General features: G+C 58.9%; 11 protein-coding genes and 3 pseudogenes. 7 read left to right on the top strand and 7 right to left on the bottom strand.

The annotated features are described in order from the left end of the window. The 4 genes from NKI46_RS29810 to NKI46_RS29795 all read right to left on the bottom strand — a co-directional run. On the bottom strand, positions 1-370 hold a 370-nt coding region (locus tag NKI46_RS29810), incomplete at its 3' end, for a biotin synthase BioB (RefSeq protein WP_502896851.1). A 132-nt stretch (positions 371-502) separates the two neighbouring features. Then, entirely contained in the window at positions 503-2,641 is a 2,139-nt protein-coding gene (gene scpA / locus NKI46_RS29805; protein WP_352749441.1) for a methylmalonyl-CoA mutase, read from the bottom strand. Then, positions 2,641-4,644: an acetyl-CoA carboxylase biotin carboxylase subunit gene (locus NKI46_RS29800; RefSeq protein ID WP_352749438.1), complete on the bottom strand. Its 2,004-nt coding sequence runs from the start codon at positions 4,642-4,644 to the stop codon at positions 2,641-2,643. The genes scpA and NKI46_RS29800 overlap by 1 nt, the downstream gene beginning before the upstream one ends. Positions 4,645-4,654: 10 nt before the next feature. Continuing rightward, the gene (locus NKI46_RS29795; protein WP_352749436.1) at positions 4,655-6,187 is read right to left on the bottom strand and encodes an acyl-CoA carboxylase subunit beta; all 1,533 of its coding nucleotides are present in this window, start codon (positions 6,185-6,187) and stop codon (positions 4,655-4,657) included. A 218-nt stretch (positions 6,188-6,405) separates the two neighbouring features. Here NKI46_RS29795 and NKI46_RS29790 point away from each other — a divergent pair, with 218 nt between their 5' ends. From NKI46_RS29790 to NKI46_RS29755, 7 genes and pseudogenes are all read left to right on the top strand, one after another. Further along, positions 6,406-7,815, top strand: coding sequence for a helix-turn-helix domain-containing protein (locus NKI46_RS29790; RefSeq protein ID WP_352749433.1), 1,410 nt, complete (start codon positions 6,406-6,408; stop codon positions 7,813-7,815). Between the two features lie 721 nt (positions 7,816-8,536). Further along, a complete protein-coding gene (locus tag NKI46_RS29785; protein WP_352749430.1) occupies positions 8,537-8,893 on the top strand; it encodes a P-loop NTPase family protein in 357 nt (118 codons plus the stop codon). Positions 8,894-8,903: 10 nt separating this feature from the next. Further along, positions 8,904-9,863, top strand: a complete 960-nt coding sequence (locus tag NKI46_RS29780; protein WP_352749427.1) for a GlxA family transcriptional regulator — start codon at positions 8,904-8,906, stop codon at positions 9,861-9,863. A 497-nt stretch (positions 9,864-10,360) separates the two neighbouring features. Beyond that, positions 10,361-10,653 (top strand): annotated as a pseudogene (locus tag NKI46_RS29775) (hypothetical protein); the annotation flags it as partial. Between the two features lie 359 nt (positions 10,654-11,012). After that, positions 11,013-12,602, top strand: coding sequence for an ABC transporter substrate-binding protein (locus tag NKI46_RS29765; RefSeq protein WP_352749425.1), 1,590 nt, complete (start codon positions 11,013-11,015; stop codon positions 12,600-12,602). Between the two features lie 18 nt (positions 12,603-12,620). Further along, entirely contained in the window at positions 12,621-13,577 is a 957-nt protein-coding gene (locus NKI46_RS29760; RefSeq protein WP_352749422.1) for an ABC transporter permease, read from the top strand. 40 nt (positions 13,578-13,617) lie between these two features. Continuing rightward, on the top strand, positions 13,618-14,469 hold the full coding sequence (locus NKI46_RS29755; protein WP_352749419.1) for an ABC transporter permease: 852 nt from the start codon (positions 13,618-13,620) through the stop codon (positions 14,467-14,469). Positions 14,470-14,665: 196 nt separating this feature from the next. Here NKI46_RS29755 and NKI46_RS29750 read toward each other — a convergent pair. From NKI46_RS29750 to NKI46_RS29740, 3 genes and pseudogenes are all read right to left on the bottom strand, one after another. Continuing rightward, a pseudogene (locus tag NKI46_RS29750) lies at positions 14,666-15,074 on the bottom strand (Mu transposase domain-containing protein); the annotation flags it as partial. Positions 15,075-15,106: 32 nt separating this feature from the next. Next, positions 15,107-16,206, bottom strand: a protein-coding gene (locus NKI46_RS29745; RefSeq protein WP_352749416.1) for an IS3 family transposase whose coding sequence is annotated in 2 segments (ribosomal slippage) — positions 15,107-15,954 and positions 15,954-16,206 — 1,101 coding nt in all. Because the reading frame shifts where the segments join, the coding sequence is not laid out codon by codon here. 66 nt (positions 16,207-16,272) lie between these two features. Continuing rightward, positions 16,273-16,612 (bottom strand): annotated as a pseudogene (locus tag NKI46_RS29740) (IS21 family transposase); the annotation flags it as partial. Positions 16,613-16,820: the final 208 nt, after the last annotated feature.

Here is a 16,820-nt window from a genome sequence, read left to right as displayed (position 1 = left end):
CTTCGACCATCGCCACCACCGCATCCATGTCGCGCGCCTTGGGGTTTCGCCAGGCCGCGCCCATGCAATAACGGGTGGCGCCGGCGTCGCGCGCCTTGGTCACTTCGGCGATGACGCGCCTGACATCCATCAGCTTGGACGCCTCCAACCCGGTTTCGTGACGCGCCGACTGGCTGCAATAGCCGCAATCCTCCGGGCATCCTCCGGTCTTGATGCTCAGAAGCCGGCTGAGCTGGACCTTGTTGGGATCGAAATTCTGGCGGTGCACGGTTTGCGCGAGGAAGAGGAGGTGATTGAAGGGCAGTTCATAGAGCGCGCGCACTTCCGTCCGCGTCCACGAACACCCGGAACTTTCGTAGTTGAGTTGCATCCACTCACTATCATTTTCCTACCTATGGCGAAGCAGTCCCGATTTTTCGTCGCGGTTCCGTTCAGCGATCATTAATGACCATCTATTCCGAGGGTCGGGGCTTCGCCGCGCCACCTAAGGCCGTAAGACTGTTCATTGATTGCGGCGCTTACCTTCGATGAGATCGATAACCGCACGCGCGGCATCCAAGATATGTGTTCCGGGGCCGAAAACGGCGGCGATCCCATGGTCCATCAGGAATTGATAATCCTGGCGCGGCACCACCCCACCGCACACAACGATGATGTTTTCGCCGCCTCTCGCCTTCAGGGCCTCGATGAGTTGCGGCAGGAGTGTCTTGTGTCCGGCGGCGAGCGAGGATGCGCCGACGACATGAACCTCAGAGGTCACTGCCATGCTTGCTGCTTCTTCCGGGGTTTGGAAAAGCGGCCCGGCGACGACATCGAAACCGAGATCGCCGAAGGCCGATGCAATCACTTTGGCGCCCCGGTCATGACCGTCTTGGCCGAGCTTTGCCACCATCATTTTCGGCCGACCGCCGAGCGAGACGGAAACGTCCTTGATGCGCGAGGCCAGCGTTTGGTATTCCGGCTCATTCTGCAAGGCGGCGCCGTAAACCTTCGAGATCACCTCGGGGACAGCCGCGTGATCGCCGAAGGTGCGGCGCAGACTGTTGGAGATCTCTCCCACCGTCGCGCGATTGCGCGCCGCTTCGATCGCTGCTTCGAGTATATTGCCCTTGCCGCTGGCTGCGGTCTCGCCAAGTGCGGCAAGGGCAGCGTCGACGCGCTTGGGATCGCGCTGACGCTTTGTTTGTTCGAGACGACGAATCTGCGCCGCGCGCACCGCCGCATTGTATATCTCAAGAGCCTCGATCGGGATCTCGTTTTCCAGCCGGTACTTGTTGACGCCGACGATCACCTCGTCTCCGAGGTCAATCGCCGCCTGGCGACGAGTCGCGGTGGTCTCGATCAGGCGTTTTGGCAAACCGTCGATGACGGCCACGGTCATACCGCCGATGGCCTCGATCTCCTCGATGAGCGCCCACGCCTTATCAGCAAGTTCGGCGGTCAGGCTTTCGACGTAATAGGAGCCGGCCAGCGGGTCGACGACCTTGGTCACGCCGGTCTCGTGCTGAAGGATAAGCTGCGTGTTTCGCGCGACCCGCGCCGAAAACTCCGTCGGCAGTGCGATCGCCTCATCGAAGGAGTTGGTGTGGAGTGACTGCGTGCCACCGAGCACCGCGGCCAACGCCTCATAGGCGGTGCGCACAATGTTGTTGTAGGGGTCCTGCTCCTGAAGCGACACACCTGATGTCTGGCAGTGCGTGCGCAACATCAGCGATGAAGGCTTCTTCGCTTCGAACTCTTCCATGATACGCGACCACAGAAGTCGCGCTGCCCGCAGCTTGGCGGCCTCCATGAAGAAATTCATCCCAATGGCGAAGAAGAACGAGAGCCGTCCGGCAAAATCGTCGACGTCGAGACCCTTCTTCAACGCCGCGCGGACATATTCGCGCCCATCGGCCAATGTGAAGGCGAGCTCCTGCACCAGCGTCGCGCCGGCCTCCTGCATGTGATAGCCGGAGATGGAGATCGAGTTGAACTTCGGCATCTCCTTTGCGGTGTACTCGATGATATCGGCGACGATCCGCATCGAGGGTTCGGGCGGGTAGATGTAGGTGTTGCGGACCATGAACTCTTTCAGGATGTCGTTCTGGATGGTCCCGGAAAGCTTGGCAGGCGGGCAGCCCTGTTCCTCTCCGGCGACGATGAAGCAGGCAAGGATCGGAATGACCGCACCGTTCATGGTCATGGAGACGGAAATGTCCTTGAGCGGTATGCCCTCAAACAGGATCTTCATGTCCTCGACGGAATCGATTGCTACACCCGCCTTGCCGACATCGCCGACGACACGCCCGTGGTCGCTGTCATAGCCGCGATGGGTGGCTAGATCGAAGGCGACCGACACGCCCTGCTGGCCGGCGGCGAGCGCCTTGCGGTAGAAAGCGTTCGACTCCTCAGCCGTCGAGAAGCCGGCGTATTGCCGGATTGTCCAGGGCCTGCCGGCATACATGGTTGCCCGCGGGCCTCGGACGAACGGTTTCAGCCCGGGCAGTGAACCGAGATGGCTGACCTGCTCGAGGTCATCGGCCGTGTAGAGCGCCTTGACGTCGATGCCCTCGGGCGTGCGCCATACCAAGGCATCTGGTGGGGCCTTCAGTTCCCGTTCGGCAAGAGTGCGCCAGTCGGCGAGTTTGGGATCGGCCATTATTGGAACTCCAGAATGGGTTCGTTGACGGCCAGACTTGCCCCCGGCTTGGCGGCAATCCGTTTCACAACGGCCCGCCGTTCGGCGCGCAGGACGTTCTCCATTTTCATGGCCTCGACGGTGGCCAGTACCTGCCCGGCCTCCACCGACTCTCCTTCGGTCACCGCAATTGCGGTGACCACACCGGGCATCGGGCAAAGCAGGAGCTTGGAGGTGTCAGGCGGCTGCTTTTTCGGCATCAACCGCGCCAGTTCGGCTATAGGTGGGCTGCGCACATGGGCGACGATGTCCATTCCGCGCCAGCGCAATCGATAGCCGGTTCCTGACCGTGACGTCTTGATCGCGGCGCTTTCGTCGCCAATTTCAAAGTGCGCGAGGTGCCGTCCCGGGAGCCAGTCGCTGACAACGCTCAGGGCCGAGCCGTCATCGAATGAAACCGCGGTTGAGTCTTCCTGATCGCGCACCGCGATTTCAAAGGTATGGCTGCCAAGCGTGACGATCCAATCGCGTGAGACCTTGCGACGATGATTGTCCAGCGCCCCGGAGATCAGGACATTGCGGTGCTGGAGTTTCCAGTTGATATGCGCCGCGACCGCCGCGAGCTTGCGCTCATCCACATAGGTTGGGGACGCACCTGCAAAGCCGTCCGGAAACTCCTCGGCGATGAAGGCTGTGCTTAGCCGCCCCTCGCGAAACCGGGGATGGTCCATGACAGCCGCAAGAAACGGCAAGTTATGGCCGATGCCTTCCACTTCGAAATCATCCAGCGCAGCAGCCATGCAATTGACTGCTCCCAGACGATCGGGCGCCCAGGTGCAGAGCTTGGCGATCATCGGATCATAGTACATCGAGATGTCGGAGCCCTCGACCACACCGGTATCGTTGCGGATGAGTGAGCCGTCAGCTCGCGCACCTTCGGGGGGCGGCCGGTAGCGTGTCAGACGACCGATCGAGGGCAGGAAATTGCGATACGGATCTTCGGCATAGAGCCGGCTTTCGATCGCCCAGCCGTTCAGCCTCACGTGCTCCTGGGCAAAGCGCAGCTTTTGGCCAGCGGCGATGCGGATCATTTCCTCGACCAGATCGATGCCGGTTACCAGCTCGGTGACCGGATGCTCGACCTGAAGCCGGGTGTTCATCTCGAGGAAGTAGAAGTTGCGGTCGCGATCGACGATGAATTCAACTGTACCTGCCGAGTGGTAGCCCACCGCCTTGGCAAGAGCGATGGCCTGCTTTCCCATCGCATGCCTTGTTGCTTCGTCGAGGAACGGGGAGGGGGCTTCCTCGATGATTTTTTGGTTGCGGCGCTGGATCGAGCATTCCCGTTCACCAAGATACACGATTTTGCCGTACTGATCGCCGAGCACCTGGATTTCGATGTGACGTGGCTCAGTAATGAATTTCTCAATAAAGATACGATCGTCGCCGAAGGCGTTCTTCGCCTCGTTTCGAGAGGAGTGAAACCCTTCGCGTGCCTCGACCTCGTTCCAGGCGATGCGCATGCCTTTACCGCCCCCACCGGCGGATGCCTTGATCATGACAGGAAAGCCAATCTCCGCGGCGATGCGCACGGCTTCGTTTGCATCTTCGAGCACGGCCATATGGCCGGGCACAGTGGAGACGCCGGCAGATGCCGCGATTTTTTTTGACGTGATCTTGTCGCCCATCGCTTCGATGGAGACGGGCGAGGGCCCGATGAAAGCAATGCCATTGGCTTTGAGCGCGTCGGCGAAATTCGAATTCTCCGACAGGAAACCGTAGCCCGGATGAACGGCATCAGCACCCGTGGCGGAGACGGCATCCAGGATGTTTGCAATGCGAAGATAGGAGTGGGCTGAGGCGGCGGGGCCGATATGGACCGCTTCATCGGCTAGCCGGACGTGCAAGGCGTCGCGGTCAGCGTCGGAATAGACGGCGACGGTGGCTATGCCAAGCCTGTGCGCCGTCTTGATTACCCGGCATGCGATCTCGCCACGATTGGCAATCAGGATCTTCTTGAACATTTTTGCGAACTCAAAGCGGGATCGTGTCATGCTTCTTCCAGCGCGTCTCGACGCTCTTGCAGCGCAGGGCGGCAAAGGCACGCGCGATCCGCTTGCGTGAGGAATGTGGCATGATCACCTCGTCGATGAAGCCGCGCTCGGCGGCTATGAAGGGATTGGCGAAACGCTGCTCGTATTCCTTGGTACGAGCAGCGAGCCTCTCGGGATCGCCGAGCTCGGACCGGTAGAGGATCTCCGCGGCGCCCTTTGCGCCCATCACCGCGATTTCGGCGGTCGGCCAGGCGTAGTTGATGTCCGCGCCGATATGTTTCGACGCCATCACGTCGTAGGCGCCGCCATAAGCCTTGCGTGTGATCAATGTCACCATCGGTACGGTCGCCTGGGAATAGGCAAACAGCAGCTTGGCGCCATGCTTGATGACGCCGCCATATTCCTGGGCAATGCCAGGGAGAAAGCCCGGCACGTCAACGAGCGTCAGGATCGGGATGTCGAAAGCGTTGCAGAAGCGAACGAAACGCGCCGCTTTGCGAGAGGAATCAATGTCGAGGCATCCGGCCAGAACCATCGGCTGGTTGGCCACCACCCCTACCGTCCTGCCCTCGATGCGAACAAATCCGGTGATAATGTTGCGGGCGAATTCGGCCTGAAGCTCGAAGAAGTCGCCTTCATCGGCGATGGCGAGGATCAGTTCCTTCATGTCGTAAGGCTTGTTGGCGCTCTCCGGCACGAGCGTGTCGAGGCGCAACTCGCTCCGCTCGGGATCGTCATAAAACGGCCGGACCGGCGGCTTTTCCCGGTTGTTCAGCGGCAGGAAATCAAACAGCCGCCGAACCTCTTCCAAAGCCTCGACGTCGTTTTCGAAAGCCCCGTCCGCAACAGAGGACTTTTGTGTGTGCGTTGCAGCGCCGCCCAGTTCCTCCGCGGTCACGATCTCGTTTGTGACCGTCTTGACCACATCGGGACCGGTCACAAACATGTAGGAGGAATCCCGAACCATGAAGATGAAATCCGTCATGGCCGGGGAATAGACGGCGCCGCCTGCGCACGGGCCCATGATCACCGAAATCTGCGGAATGACGCCGGAAGCATCGACGTTGCGCTTGAAGACGTCGGCGTAGCCAGCAAGCGAGGCAACACCCTCCTGGATGCGCGCGCCGCCGGAATCGTTGAGGCCAATGACCGGCGCCCCGTTGCGCACCGCCATGTCCATGATCTTGCAAATCTTCTGGGCGTGCGTCTCCGACAGCGATCCGCCAAGCACCGTGAAGTCCTGAGAGAAGACGTAGACCAGCCTACCGTTGATCGTACCCCAGCCAGTGACTACGCCGTCGCCAGCCACCTTCTGGGCATCCATGCCGAAGTCCGTCGCACGATGCGTGACGTACATGTCGTATTCTTCGAAGGAAGCTTCATCGAAAAGCACCACGAGGCGCTCGCGGGCGGTCAGCTTGCCTTTCGCGTGCTGGGCATCGATACGCTTCTGCCCTCCGCCCATGCGGGCCTGCGCACGGCGGACCTCGAGTTGTTCGAGAACCCCTCGCATCAGCGCCCTGCCTGTGCTTCGAATAGGCTCCAAGCCGTCGGCAACGGCGTCGCGGTGAACCTCCTTCGCGGCGAACTCGGCCTTGCTTTGGTCAATCGCATCAGAACCTCCCGCAGAAATGAGCTCCGCATTAGTTCGCCGGCGATGAAAGGAAAAGGATTGACCAGGTGCGTTTGTAAAAAGTATGTAATTGCAAACAGCAAAATGCGAATTTGCAAATGGCTAACAATAAGCTCTTCATTGGGCGCCGCGTCCGCGAATTGCGGGAGGCCAGCAAGGCCACCCAGGCCGCGTTCGCGGAGCGGCTGGGGATTTCGACCAGCTATCTGAACCAGATAGAAAACAATCAACGACCGGTGTCAGCCGCAGTGCTTCTTGCGCTGGCTGAGAAATTCCATGTGGATATCGCTTCGATCGGCGGCAGTGAGGCTGACCGGCTGCTCTCGGCACTGAGCGAGGCACTTGCTGACCCCGTATTCGGCGGAGTTACAGCAGGATTTCAGGAACTCAAGCTCGTTGCCCAAAACGCACCGTTTTTCGCCCGTGCGCTGATCGCCTGTCATCAGGCATATCGGAGAAACAGCGAGCAGCTTGCGAGCTTCGACGACCAGCTGATCCGAACCAATGCTTTTGCCGAGCCGACACCCTACGAGGAAGTGCGGGACTTCTTTCATTTTGTTGACAACTACATCGATGAGCTTGACCGGGCAGCCGAGCATCTGGCGGAAGCCTTGGGTGTGCCGGATCGAGATGTCGGGACGGCATTGGCAGATCACCTGGAACAGCATCATCACGTTCGCGTGGCACGTGCGGGCAACAGCGAGCGGGTAATCAGGCACTTCGACGCTTCCGCGCGCGTGCTGTACTTGAACTCGTACTCACCTGCGCCGACGCGCAGTTTTCAGATGGCATTCCAGATCGGCGCCTTGGAGCATCGGGCGGAAATCGACCCGATCATCGAGCGAGCGCGCTTCCGTACCTCCGAAGCGGCAGAGATATGCAGGATCGGTCTCCAGAATTATTTTGCCGGCGCGCTTATGTTGCCCTACCGTCCCTTCCTGACTGCGGCAAAAGAACTTCGGCACGACTTGCACCTGCTCGCAGTGCGCTTTGGCGCCAGCCTTGAGCAGGTGGCGCATCGCCTTTCGACGTTGCAAAGGCCTCGGATGAAGGGAGTTCCGGTTTTTTTCGCGCGCATCGATCGAGCTGGCAACATCACTAAGCGCCACAGTGCCGCGAAGTTGCAGTTCGCCCGCTACGGTGCAGCTTGCCCGTTGTGGAACGCTCATCAGGCGTTTGAAACTCCAGGCCGCATGATTTGCCAGCTGGCCGAGACACCAGACGGTGTGCGTTATCTCAGTATCGCTACTGAAGTCGCCAAGACGGAGGGCGGTTTTGGCTCCCCGCACCGTCGCTATGCGATAGCGCTCGGATGTGAGATTTCCGATGCGGGCGATTTCGTCTACGCAGACAGGCTGGCCAACAGCTCGGCTTTCGAGCCTATTGGCGTTTCATGCCGCATTTGTGCGCGCATTGATTGCATTCAACGCGCCATTCCACCGCTCAAGAGCACCATTGCGATCGACCACGACCGACGCAGCGAACTGCCGTACACGATTGCTGGTTGAAAGTGAGGTGGCCGGGAGTTCAGCTTCAGCGCGATACCCGCCATGGCGACGTTATGCCGCCCAGACCTCATCATCTTCGACGAACTGACGATCGCTTGACGCCACGACGCAGATCGAAGTCCTCGCGGCCATCCGGCGAATAGTCTCCAATTTCGAACGCTGCCGTCTACATAACCCACAACCCTGCCGTCGTGGGGCAGATGGCCCACCGCATCAAGGCTCTCCTGCGCGGCAGAAAGTCGAGAAAGTCGATAGCTGGACGATGCTCTGATGCTCTCGGCCGCCCGAGGACCCACCGGACTTCTTAGGCCCCGAGAGGGCCAAATTCTGTTCGGAGGCAGCTGTCGCCAGAGAACGAAAGACCAGCTCCGGCAAATCCAGACGATGTACCAGATGGCGATACGGTCCTTAACCTGAAGCCTTGACCCAGGGAAATCATTGGACGCCCTGCCGAGATGTATCTCGGCCTGAAGGGGAAGGCGCTTACCGAGCGCGTTCGCGAACTGCTGTGCCTCATAGAACTGGAACCCGACAGGTACATCGACCAGGCTGCCCTCCGAACTCTCGGGTGGACAAGCGGCAGGTAGGTATCCCAGGGTCCTTGTCGCCGAGGCGAAACTCGTCATTTTTTACGAGGTAACTTCGGCGCCTGACCAGATCGTCGCCGAAGGAGTCCTGAAGCTTCTCGACCGGCTCCAGTCGGAGTTTCGAGCTCGCGTACATGTTCATCTCCCCTGCCCTCGCCACCGTCCGGGCAATAGCGGACGACAGTGTCGTCATGCAGTACGGCAAGATGGACGAGCAGGGCGAGAAAGAGGAATTTTCCAGCCGCCTCATCACTCGTAGGGAACTGCTGCTCGCATTGGCGCCGCAGATGGATCCGGGCTGGCTCACGAGGACGCTCAGCAAGACTGTGGCGCTTTTAGAGGATCCTTTGGCGCCCGTCAGCATCACGGCTAGCTCAGGAATCACCGCCACTAGCACGGCGCATGCATCAGCGTCGCATGGAGTCATATTTGCGCGTCCTACAGTCAAATTCGCGGTCTGCACGGCTGATATTGTCTCGCTTCACTCGTAATCTCGGTCTCATGAAAGAAGCGGCTAATTCGATCCACGTCGTGTTTGTCCTGATCCCCCGCTTCACTCTATCGACACTGGCGTTGGGCATCGACGCCCTACGCGTGATCAACCGCGTGGCACTGCAGCAACTATTCACCTGGGACATCGTGACGCCGGATGGGGCGCCGGCGATATCCAGCTCGGATATTCCTGTTACACCAACGAAGCGGCTCCAAGAAATCTCCTGCGCCCCGGTAACGCTCGTGCTGGCATCTTGGGAGTTTGAGGCTGGTTACCAGCAGCCCTTGCTCGCATGGCTTCGCCGACAGGACCGTCAGAAAGGCGTGCTGGGGTCGGTGGAAAGCGGTGCCTTCATCCTTGCCAAAGCAGGGCTCCTGCGTTCAGGCGAGGCCGCGGTCCACTTCGAATCCCGCTCGGCATTTTCTGATAAGTTTGGGTCGGAACTTGTTACCGATGATCGATGGATTCTCACGGATCGACGGGCAAGTTGTTCCGGGGTGATCTCGTTGTTCGATATGATACTTGCCCTGACCGAGCGAGAACTCGGTCGTGAGTTGGCACAGAATGTGGCCGATATCATGTGCTACCGCCCGCCTTCTCAAGCATCGTCGGCCGATCAACTGCATCGAGATCAACTGCTGATCCGTGCGGATCAGGGCTTGGTTCGCGCCATTGAGGTGATGCATGCCAACCTAGAGAACCCGATAAGCCTTACACAAATCTGCAAGACGGCGAACCTGTCGGTTTGGCGGTTGCGTCGCCTGTTCAAGCGTGAATTGGATCAGGCGCCGTCTGCCTACTACATGGGGCTGCGGCTTCGCCGGGCTCGGGAGTTATTGGAACATGGCCGCGAAAAAGTGCAGAATATCGCATTGAGCTGCGGCTTCGCCGATGCTCCTAGTTTCAGTACCGCTTTCCGCCGGCTCTATGGCATGTCGCCAACCGAATGCCGAGATCGGCTTCGTTGATTTCACAACAGGGGCAATCTGCTCAATGCACACCCTTGAAGGTTGTGAGGAATGCAAATCTCTACAAAGGCGACCTTTGTCCCGGAAATACTGTCAAGACTCGTTGACGCCGTTTCGGCGAGTGAATTTCTTCTATCTAAGGACAGGTGAGAGAAATTGCGACGCAAGAGGCGAAAGCCGTGGCCGCGTTTTGCAAAAGCGATATAGGCCGCCAACAGGAGCAAAATATGAGCGAAATGACCAAGGTTGGTGCCGCCCTGATCAAGACGATGTTCGAGACGCTGGCTCCACGCGCAGGGCAAGGAGGTTGCAGGTATTCGGGTGCATGCGGTGGACGTCTACACCGTCCACGCAAAGACAATCCGCAAGAAACTGGACCTGACACAGGATCAGATGGCGGCGGTACTGGGCACCAGCCGGGCTACAAGAAATGGGAGCAAGGCAGAAGGCAGCCGAGCGGCGCGGGCGCTGCTTCGTATCATGCGTCACCCCGGCCACGCCAGATGCGCCGCCGCTCCGCCAACGAGCCGGTGATCCCACATCAAGGCCGAGCACCGGATGGGCCGCAACTAACCTCGCCGACCAGCAGGGCGACGTCGTCAACGCCATCCTGGCCGCCGCGGGCTACAACTTCTCGCTCCTGCGCAGCTGGCTGAAGGCTCTTTTGTGGCTACTCATCGCGCCCTCCAAAGTCAGCCGAAGGCGCTCGAAGCCTGATCCTCCCATTGTTCACGGACGACTTAGCAGTTATGTGACCAGCCGCGCCGCCCTTCCCAACGTACCACAATGAGGCGGATAGGACGAGTTGGGACGCCTGCTGGACGGAGCAGTGCTGCGACTGACTCTTGCGCGTGCGCTGGCGCGCATCGCATAGAAACGGGCTTTCAACGCCAGCACATTCTTGAGCAACGCGCGGCGGTGCTTGCCCACACATCGAAAGGGCAGATCACGATCGATCTGCAGCGCGACAATCCCATTGGATATATGAGTAGCCCCAATTTGGAGCGAATTAGGCACTCTTCCGTGAGAGTCAGGTTATGCCAACGCGCGCCATTCTGACAAGAGACTGTTCGTTTGAAACAAGGTTTCCGTCAATCCTCCTATTAGTCTAGCAGATCGCGGCAGACAGTTGGCATCATGGAGGAGAAAATGAGCAAAGGGCGTAAACGTTCGAATATGGCTATGACCGTGAACCGACGGAGCATCCTCAAATCCGCGGCTGCGGTAGGTGCGCTGGCTGTCACTTCATCAGGCGGCATTCTGCCTGCTATCGCCCAGGAATCAACTTCGAACAAAGGGGGGCATTTCAAGCTCGGGGTCGCCGCCGGCGCCACATCCGATTCCCTTGATCCCGGGACGTACACGAACACATTCACAGAAGTATTGGGCAAGAGCCTGCATGGCTATCTCACTGAGATAGATGCGGACGGAAAACTGACCGGCGAAGTCGCCGAATCCTGGGAGGCGTCGAAAGATGCCAAGACCTGGACCTTCAAGTTGCGGCAAGGCGTCGAGTTCCACAATGGCAAAAGCTTGGATGCCGACGATGTTATCGCTTCCATCAATTACCATCGCCGCGAGGAGTCCAAATCTGCGGCGAAGAGCATCGTTGAGGCGATCGACGATATCCGTGCGGACGGCCCCGGAGCCGTGGTCATCTCATTGAAGAACGGCAACGCAGATTTTCCTTACATTCTTGAAGACTTCCACTTGGCCATTGTGCCGGCGAAGGACGGAAAAGCAGACATCTCCGGAGTAGGAGCCGGAGGTTATGTGCTTGAGAACATCGACTACGGCGTCAAAGGCACAGCCAAACGTTTCGCCAACTATTGGAAAACGAATGCGGCCTGGTTCGATTCGATCGAGCTTCTTTCGATCCAAGATGCCACGGCGCGCACTAATGCACTGACAACAGGCCAAATTCACGTGATGGAACGATGCGACCTGAAGACGGTCCACCTGCTAGAGAGGAACAAAGGTCTGGAGATTGTATCGGTCGGCGGTACCCAACACTACACCATGCCCATGCATTGCGATGTCTCCCCATTCGACAATTTGGATGTCCGACTGGCGCTCAAATATGCGATTGATCGCAAGCAACTGCTGGATACCTTGCTACGCGGGTACGGCCAGCTCGGCAACGATCATCCAATCGCGTCCACAAATCGCTTCTTCAACAAGAACCTGCCGCAACGCGAATACGATCCTGAAAAGGCGAAGTTCCACCTCAAGAAGGCTGGTCTTGCTGATCTTAAAGTCAGCCTGTCAGCTTCAGATGCCGCCTTTCCAGGAGGGGTCGACGCCGCAGTGATTTACCAGCAGAATGCAGCCAAAGCCGGCATCACCATCAATGTTGTCCGCGAACCGAGCGATGGCTATTGGAACGCCGTCTGGCTGAAAAAGCCCTTCTGCCTAAGCCAATGGGCCGGCCGGCCCACAGCGGACTGGATGTTCTCTCAAGTTTATGCCGCCGATGCCGCGTGGAACGACAGCCATTGGAAGAACGCTCGTTTCAATGAATTATTGCTCTCTGCCCGGTCAGAACTCGATGACGCCAAGCGTCTGGAGATGTATTCAGAAATGCAGACCCTCTGCAGCGATGACGGCGGCGCGATCATACCGGTCTTCGCGAACTACGTCAGTGCCCTGTCGAGGAAAGTCCGTCACAGCAAGATAGCTTCCAACTGGGATTTGGATGGCTTCCGTTGTACAGAGCGCTGGTGGTTCGCTGAAGCCTGAGGACGTCGGAAGCTTACCATGACCTCCATTGCTAAGATTATTGGTCAGCGCGTCGCACTTGGCGCGCTGACCCTCTGGATTGTTTCGCTGATCATTTTCGCCGGCATTCAATTCCTCCCTGGCGACATTGCAACCGAAATGCTCGGACAGTCGGCTACTCCTGAAACCGTGGCGGCTTTCCGCAAAAACCTGGGGCTGGACCTACCTGTTCACGTCAGCTATCTCAGATGGTTTGGCGGTATACTCCATGGCCACTTTGGGACGGCGCTCGCTAGTGGCCGGGACATCGGGGAACTTATTGCCCCGCGGCTGTTCAATACGCTTTTCCTGGCGCTCAGTGCTGCTTTGATTTCCGTCCCCGTCGCATTGCTGGGGGGCATTGTCGCCGCACTCTATCGCAACACCTTCATCGACCGTGCAATCAATGTCGTCACACTTGCCTCGATCTCATTCCCAGAATTCTTCGTTGCCTATATGCTAATCCTGTTTCTTGCGGTCCACGCTGGCGTACTGCCCAGCCTGTCCGACGTTGACTCGAGCACCACCTTTTTGATGCGGCTGAATGCCGTCGCACTTCCCGCGCTGACTCTGGCCGTGGTCGTGCTAGCGCACATGATGCGGATGACCCGAACGTCGATCGTAAACCTTCTGGGTAATCAGTATATCGAGACTGCCCGACTGAAAGGCATGTCCGAATGGCGTGTCATGGTCCGGCACGCGTTCCCTAACGCTCTTGCTCCGATCGCCACCGTAGTCGTCCTGAACCTAGCGTATCTCATCACGGGGGTGGTCGTTGTCGAAGTCGTGTTCGTATACCCCGGCCTCGGCCAACTTATCGTCGATTCTGTCCAGAAGCGGGACATCCCGGTGGTCCAGGCCTGCAGCCTGTTGTTTGCCACCACATACGTCCTGCTTAATCTTACGGCGGATATCCTGTCGATTGTCATGAACCCCCGACTGATGCATCCGAAATGATCGTCGGCAGCTTCGACCGACAAATTGGGAGTAAAGCCAGATGACATTTATCCGGCCCGGCATCACGCGGACAGGTGCCAGGAAAATCGGGACGGCCCCGTTAAGCGCGAAATTCGGCATGACGGTCATTGTTCTTTACGTTCTCGCCGCAATCTTTGCACCACATATAGCGCCGTACGGCGAAGCCGACATCGTCGGCTCCCAATTCGAGCCTTGGAGCTCGAACTTCTGGCTCGGCACGGACAACTTGGGTCGGGACATGTTCACGCGGCTTATATACGGAGCGCGGAACACGATAGGCATAGCGCTGACGACCTCAGTGCTGGCTTTCTCAATCGGATGCGCGGCTGGCCTGATGGCCGCAACCTTTGGCGGCTGGACTGATCAGCTGCTCTCGAGGTTCGTGGACATACTAATGTCGATACCGCAGTTGATCTTCGCCCTTTTACTGTTGTCCATATTCGGGACCTCGATACCCTCTCTCATTATCATCATCGCCGTGCTCGACTCGACACGCGTTTTCCGGCTAACCCGGGCTGTCGCAATCAATGCCGCGGTCTCGGACTATGTAGAGGTGGCAAGGCTCCGCGGCGAAGGCCCAATATGGATCATGAGCCGCGAAATCCTCCCAAACATTCTGCCAACATTGATTGCGGAGTTCGGTCTGCGCTTTTGCTTCGTGTTCTTGCTGATCAGTGCGCTTTCTTTCCTGGGTCTCGGCATACAGCCGCCCAGATCGGACTGGGGCACAATGGTTCGCGACAGTGCAACCCTTATCGTGTACGGCGACATTACACCCCTTCTGCCGGCCGCTGCGATCGCCCTCCTTGCGGTGGGTGTCAATCTGGTCGTGGACTGGTCCTTGCACTCAGCCAGCGGGCTGAGGGACTGACGCCGCCGGCTCGAAAAGGATACCTGGTCGGCTGCCAGACTCGTATTTATACCATTCAAGCTGATTTATGTTGATTTCCGCTGAGAACTGACCCGGGATCTTCGCCGAGAAGTGACCCGCCTCAGGTTTTGGTCAATGAGGCGGCGTTCTTCTTCTTGCTCGTTCGGTTTGGGCTGAGCTGTTCTTGAAGCGCAAGCTGTCGTTTCCGGTCTCCAGGATTGTGGATGTTGCGTCGGTGTTCGCAGATAATCTGCCCCTCCGCGGCAACCACGATCCGTTCCGGGTAGACCCTGAGGCTAACCGGCCGATTGGCGAAGGATGCAGGCACGCTGTAGCGGTTGCGCTCCAGATGAACCAGCAGGTTGGACAGACCCGCTTGATGTATTCGACACAGCATCAAAGGCTCGCGGCATCGGCATCAGGAACCGTGCTTCCTCGGCCCGGATGTCTTTGATCGTTCCAGGCGTAAGGCCATGGGGAATCTGTTGCCACAGTTCCCAGCAACGCTGCGCCAGCGATGGGAAGTGCGGGATCGGTTGCCGTAGTCGGTGGCGGGTATCCTGAACGTTCTTCTCGACTGACCTGGGACCCTTGTTCCCTCCAGTTCAATGGAGAGTCCGGAGTTTCATTTCTGGCCTCATGCGGCCTGTTTTTCCAGAGCCATTTTGATGGCGAATTCGATGGGCGTGATGTTGCCCAGGGCTGAGTGTGGTCTGTTCTGGTTGTAGTCCTCCTTCCATAGGTCGATTGCTGCCCGTGCTTGCGTGAGAGTGGAGAACAACGTTTCGTTCAAGCATTCGTCGCGAAATCGGCCGTTGAAACTCTCCACGAATCCGTTGCGCATCGGCTTGCCGGGCGCGATGTAGTGCCATTCGACGCCGCCTTCCTGGCACCATTTGAGGATCGCCATCGACGTTAGCTCGGTGCCATTGTCCGAGACGATCGTGCGAGGCCTGCCGCGGCGGGCGAGGATGGCATCCAGCTCCCGAGCGACGCGGGCGCCCGACAGCGATGTATCCGCGACCAGCGCCAGGCACTCGCGCGTGAAGTCGTCGACGACGGCCAGAACCCGGAACCGGCGTCCGTCCGTGAAGGCATCGCTTACGAAGTCCAGGCTCCAGCGCTCATTCGTCCGACCCGGCGCGATCATCGGCCGTCTTGTTCCCAAGGCCCGTTTGCGGCCGCCACGTTTGCGGACCTGGAGCTTCTCCTCCCGGTAAAGCCGCCGCAGTTTCTTCTGGTTCATCACGATCCCTTGCCGTTCAAGCATGATGTGGATGCGCCGGTAGCCAAAGCGGCGGCGCTCGGCAGCCACCGTCTTCATCGCGGCTCGAACGGCGGCATCGTCCGACCGGATGCTTGTGTAGCGAACGCTTGAGCGGTCGACGAAAAGAGCCTTGCACGCCCGACGCTGGCTCACCCCATGCCGATCGCAGGCGTGGGCCACAGCGCATCGCTTGGCATCGGGCGTCACCATTTTTTTGCGGCGACATCCTTCAGGATGGCATTGTCCAGCATCTGCTCGGCCAGCAGCTTCTTCAGCTTGGCGTTCTCCTCTTCCAAAGCCTTCAGCTTGCGCGCATCGGAAACGTCCATGCCACCGAACTTGGCCTTGTATTTGTAGAAGGTCGCTTCCGAGATCCCATGCTTGCGGCAGACATCGGCGGTCTTCATGCCCGCCTCCTGCTCCTTCAAAATCGCGATGACTTGTTCTTCCGTGAACCGTGAACGCTTCATTCGTCCGTCTCCTTGAGTGGGACAGACTCTACCAAAAACTGGAGGAGCTTCAGGGTCTCAGGTCACGACCTGACCCTTCTCCCAGCCCGAGGCTGGATTGCAGAACTCGGCCTCGAACAGATAGTGGCTGGCCCGCGGAGAAGCGAGCATTGACCTGGTGGTGATCCTTGCTGCGGCCGATCCTGTCGACCGTGGGCATATTATGGTAGATCCGCGCCGGGTACGCCGCCCAGAACCCGGAAGGCATGGTTGCGGGCAACAGCATCTCGTGCGTTTGCAGCGGATAGACCCGGACGATGAAGGCCCGGCTGTAGCTGAGCTTGAAGTGCGCCACCTGAAGCTTGGTGCGCTCTCCGCCGAGAACCGTCCAGTCCGCCGACCGGTCGAACCGGAACGCCTCTCCAGGCAGAATGAGGCTCAGGCGCAGCTTGTCGAACATGGCGGCTGCAGCTCGGGCGCTTCGGCGTCGCGGTGCGCACTACGTTTGCGAGTAGGCGCAAGGGGAACTGGGTGACATCCTTCTGCAGGGGAGACGCTCCGCGGCGAGATGGCTCTGCCACCGGGACGGTCAGAATCTTCATGTCGGGCGGCCGCTTGACCGTTATGCCGTCATA

The organism is Mesorhizobium sp. M0615, from assembly GCF_040320805.1.
Classification (GTDB): Bacteria; Pseudomonadota; Alphaproteobacteria; order Rhizobiales; family Rhizobiaceae; genus Mesorhizobium.
This window is presented reverse-complemented; position numbering and strand designations above follow the sequence as displayed.

Coding starts and splice junctions, on each gene's coding strand:
- NKI46_RS29790 (WP_352749433.1), top strand. CDS start 6,406: ATGGCTAACAATAAGCTCTTCATTGGGCGCCGCGTCCGCGAATTGCGG.
- NKI46_RS29755 (WP_352749419.1), top strand. CDS start 13,618: ATGACATTTATCCGGCCCGGCATCACGCGGACAGGTGCCAGGAAAATC.
- NKI46_RS29780 (WP_352749427.1), top strand. CDS start 8,904: ATGAAAGAAGCGGCTAATTCGATCCACGTCGTGTTTGTCCTGATCCCC.
- NKI46_RS29800 (WP_352749438.1), bottom strand. CDS start 4,644: ATGTTCAAGAAGATCCTGATTGCCAATCGTGGCGAGATCGCATGCCGG.
- scpA (WP_352749441.1), bottom strand. CDS start 2,641: ATGGCCGATCCCAAACTCGCCGACTGGCGCACTCTTGCCGAACGGGAA.
- NKI46_RS29765 (WP_352749425.1), top strand. CDS start 11,013: ATGAGCAAAGGGCGTAAACGTTCGAATATGGCTATGACCGTGAACCGA.
- NKI46_RS29795 (WP_352749436.1), bottom strand. CDS start 6,187: ATGCGAGGGGTTCTCGAACAACTCGAGGTCCGCCGTGCGCAGGCCCGC.
- NKI46_RS29785 (WP_352749430.1), top strand. CDS start 8,537: ATGTTCATCTCCCCTGCCCTCGCCACCGTCCGGGCAATAGCGGACGAC.
- NKI46_RS29760 (WP_352749422.1), top strand. CDS start 12,621: ATGACCTCCATTGCTAAGATTATTGGTCAGCGCGTCGCACTTGGCGCG.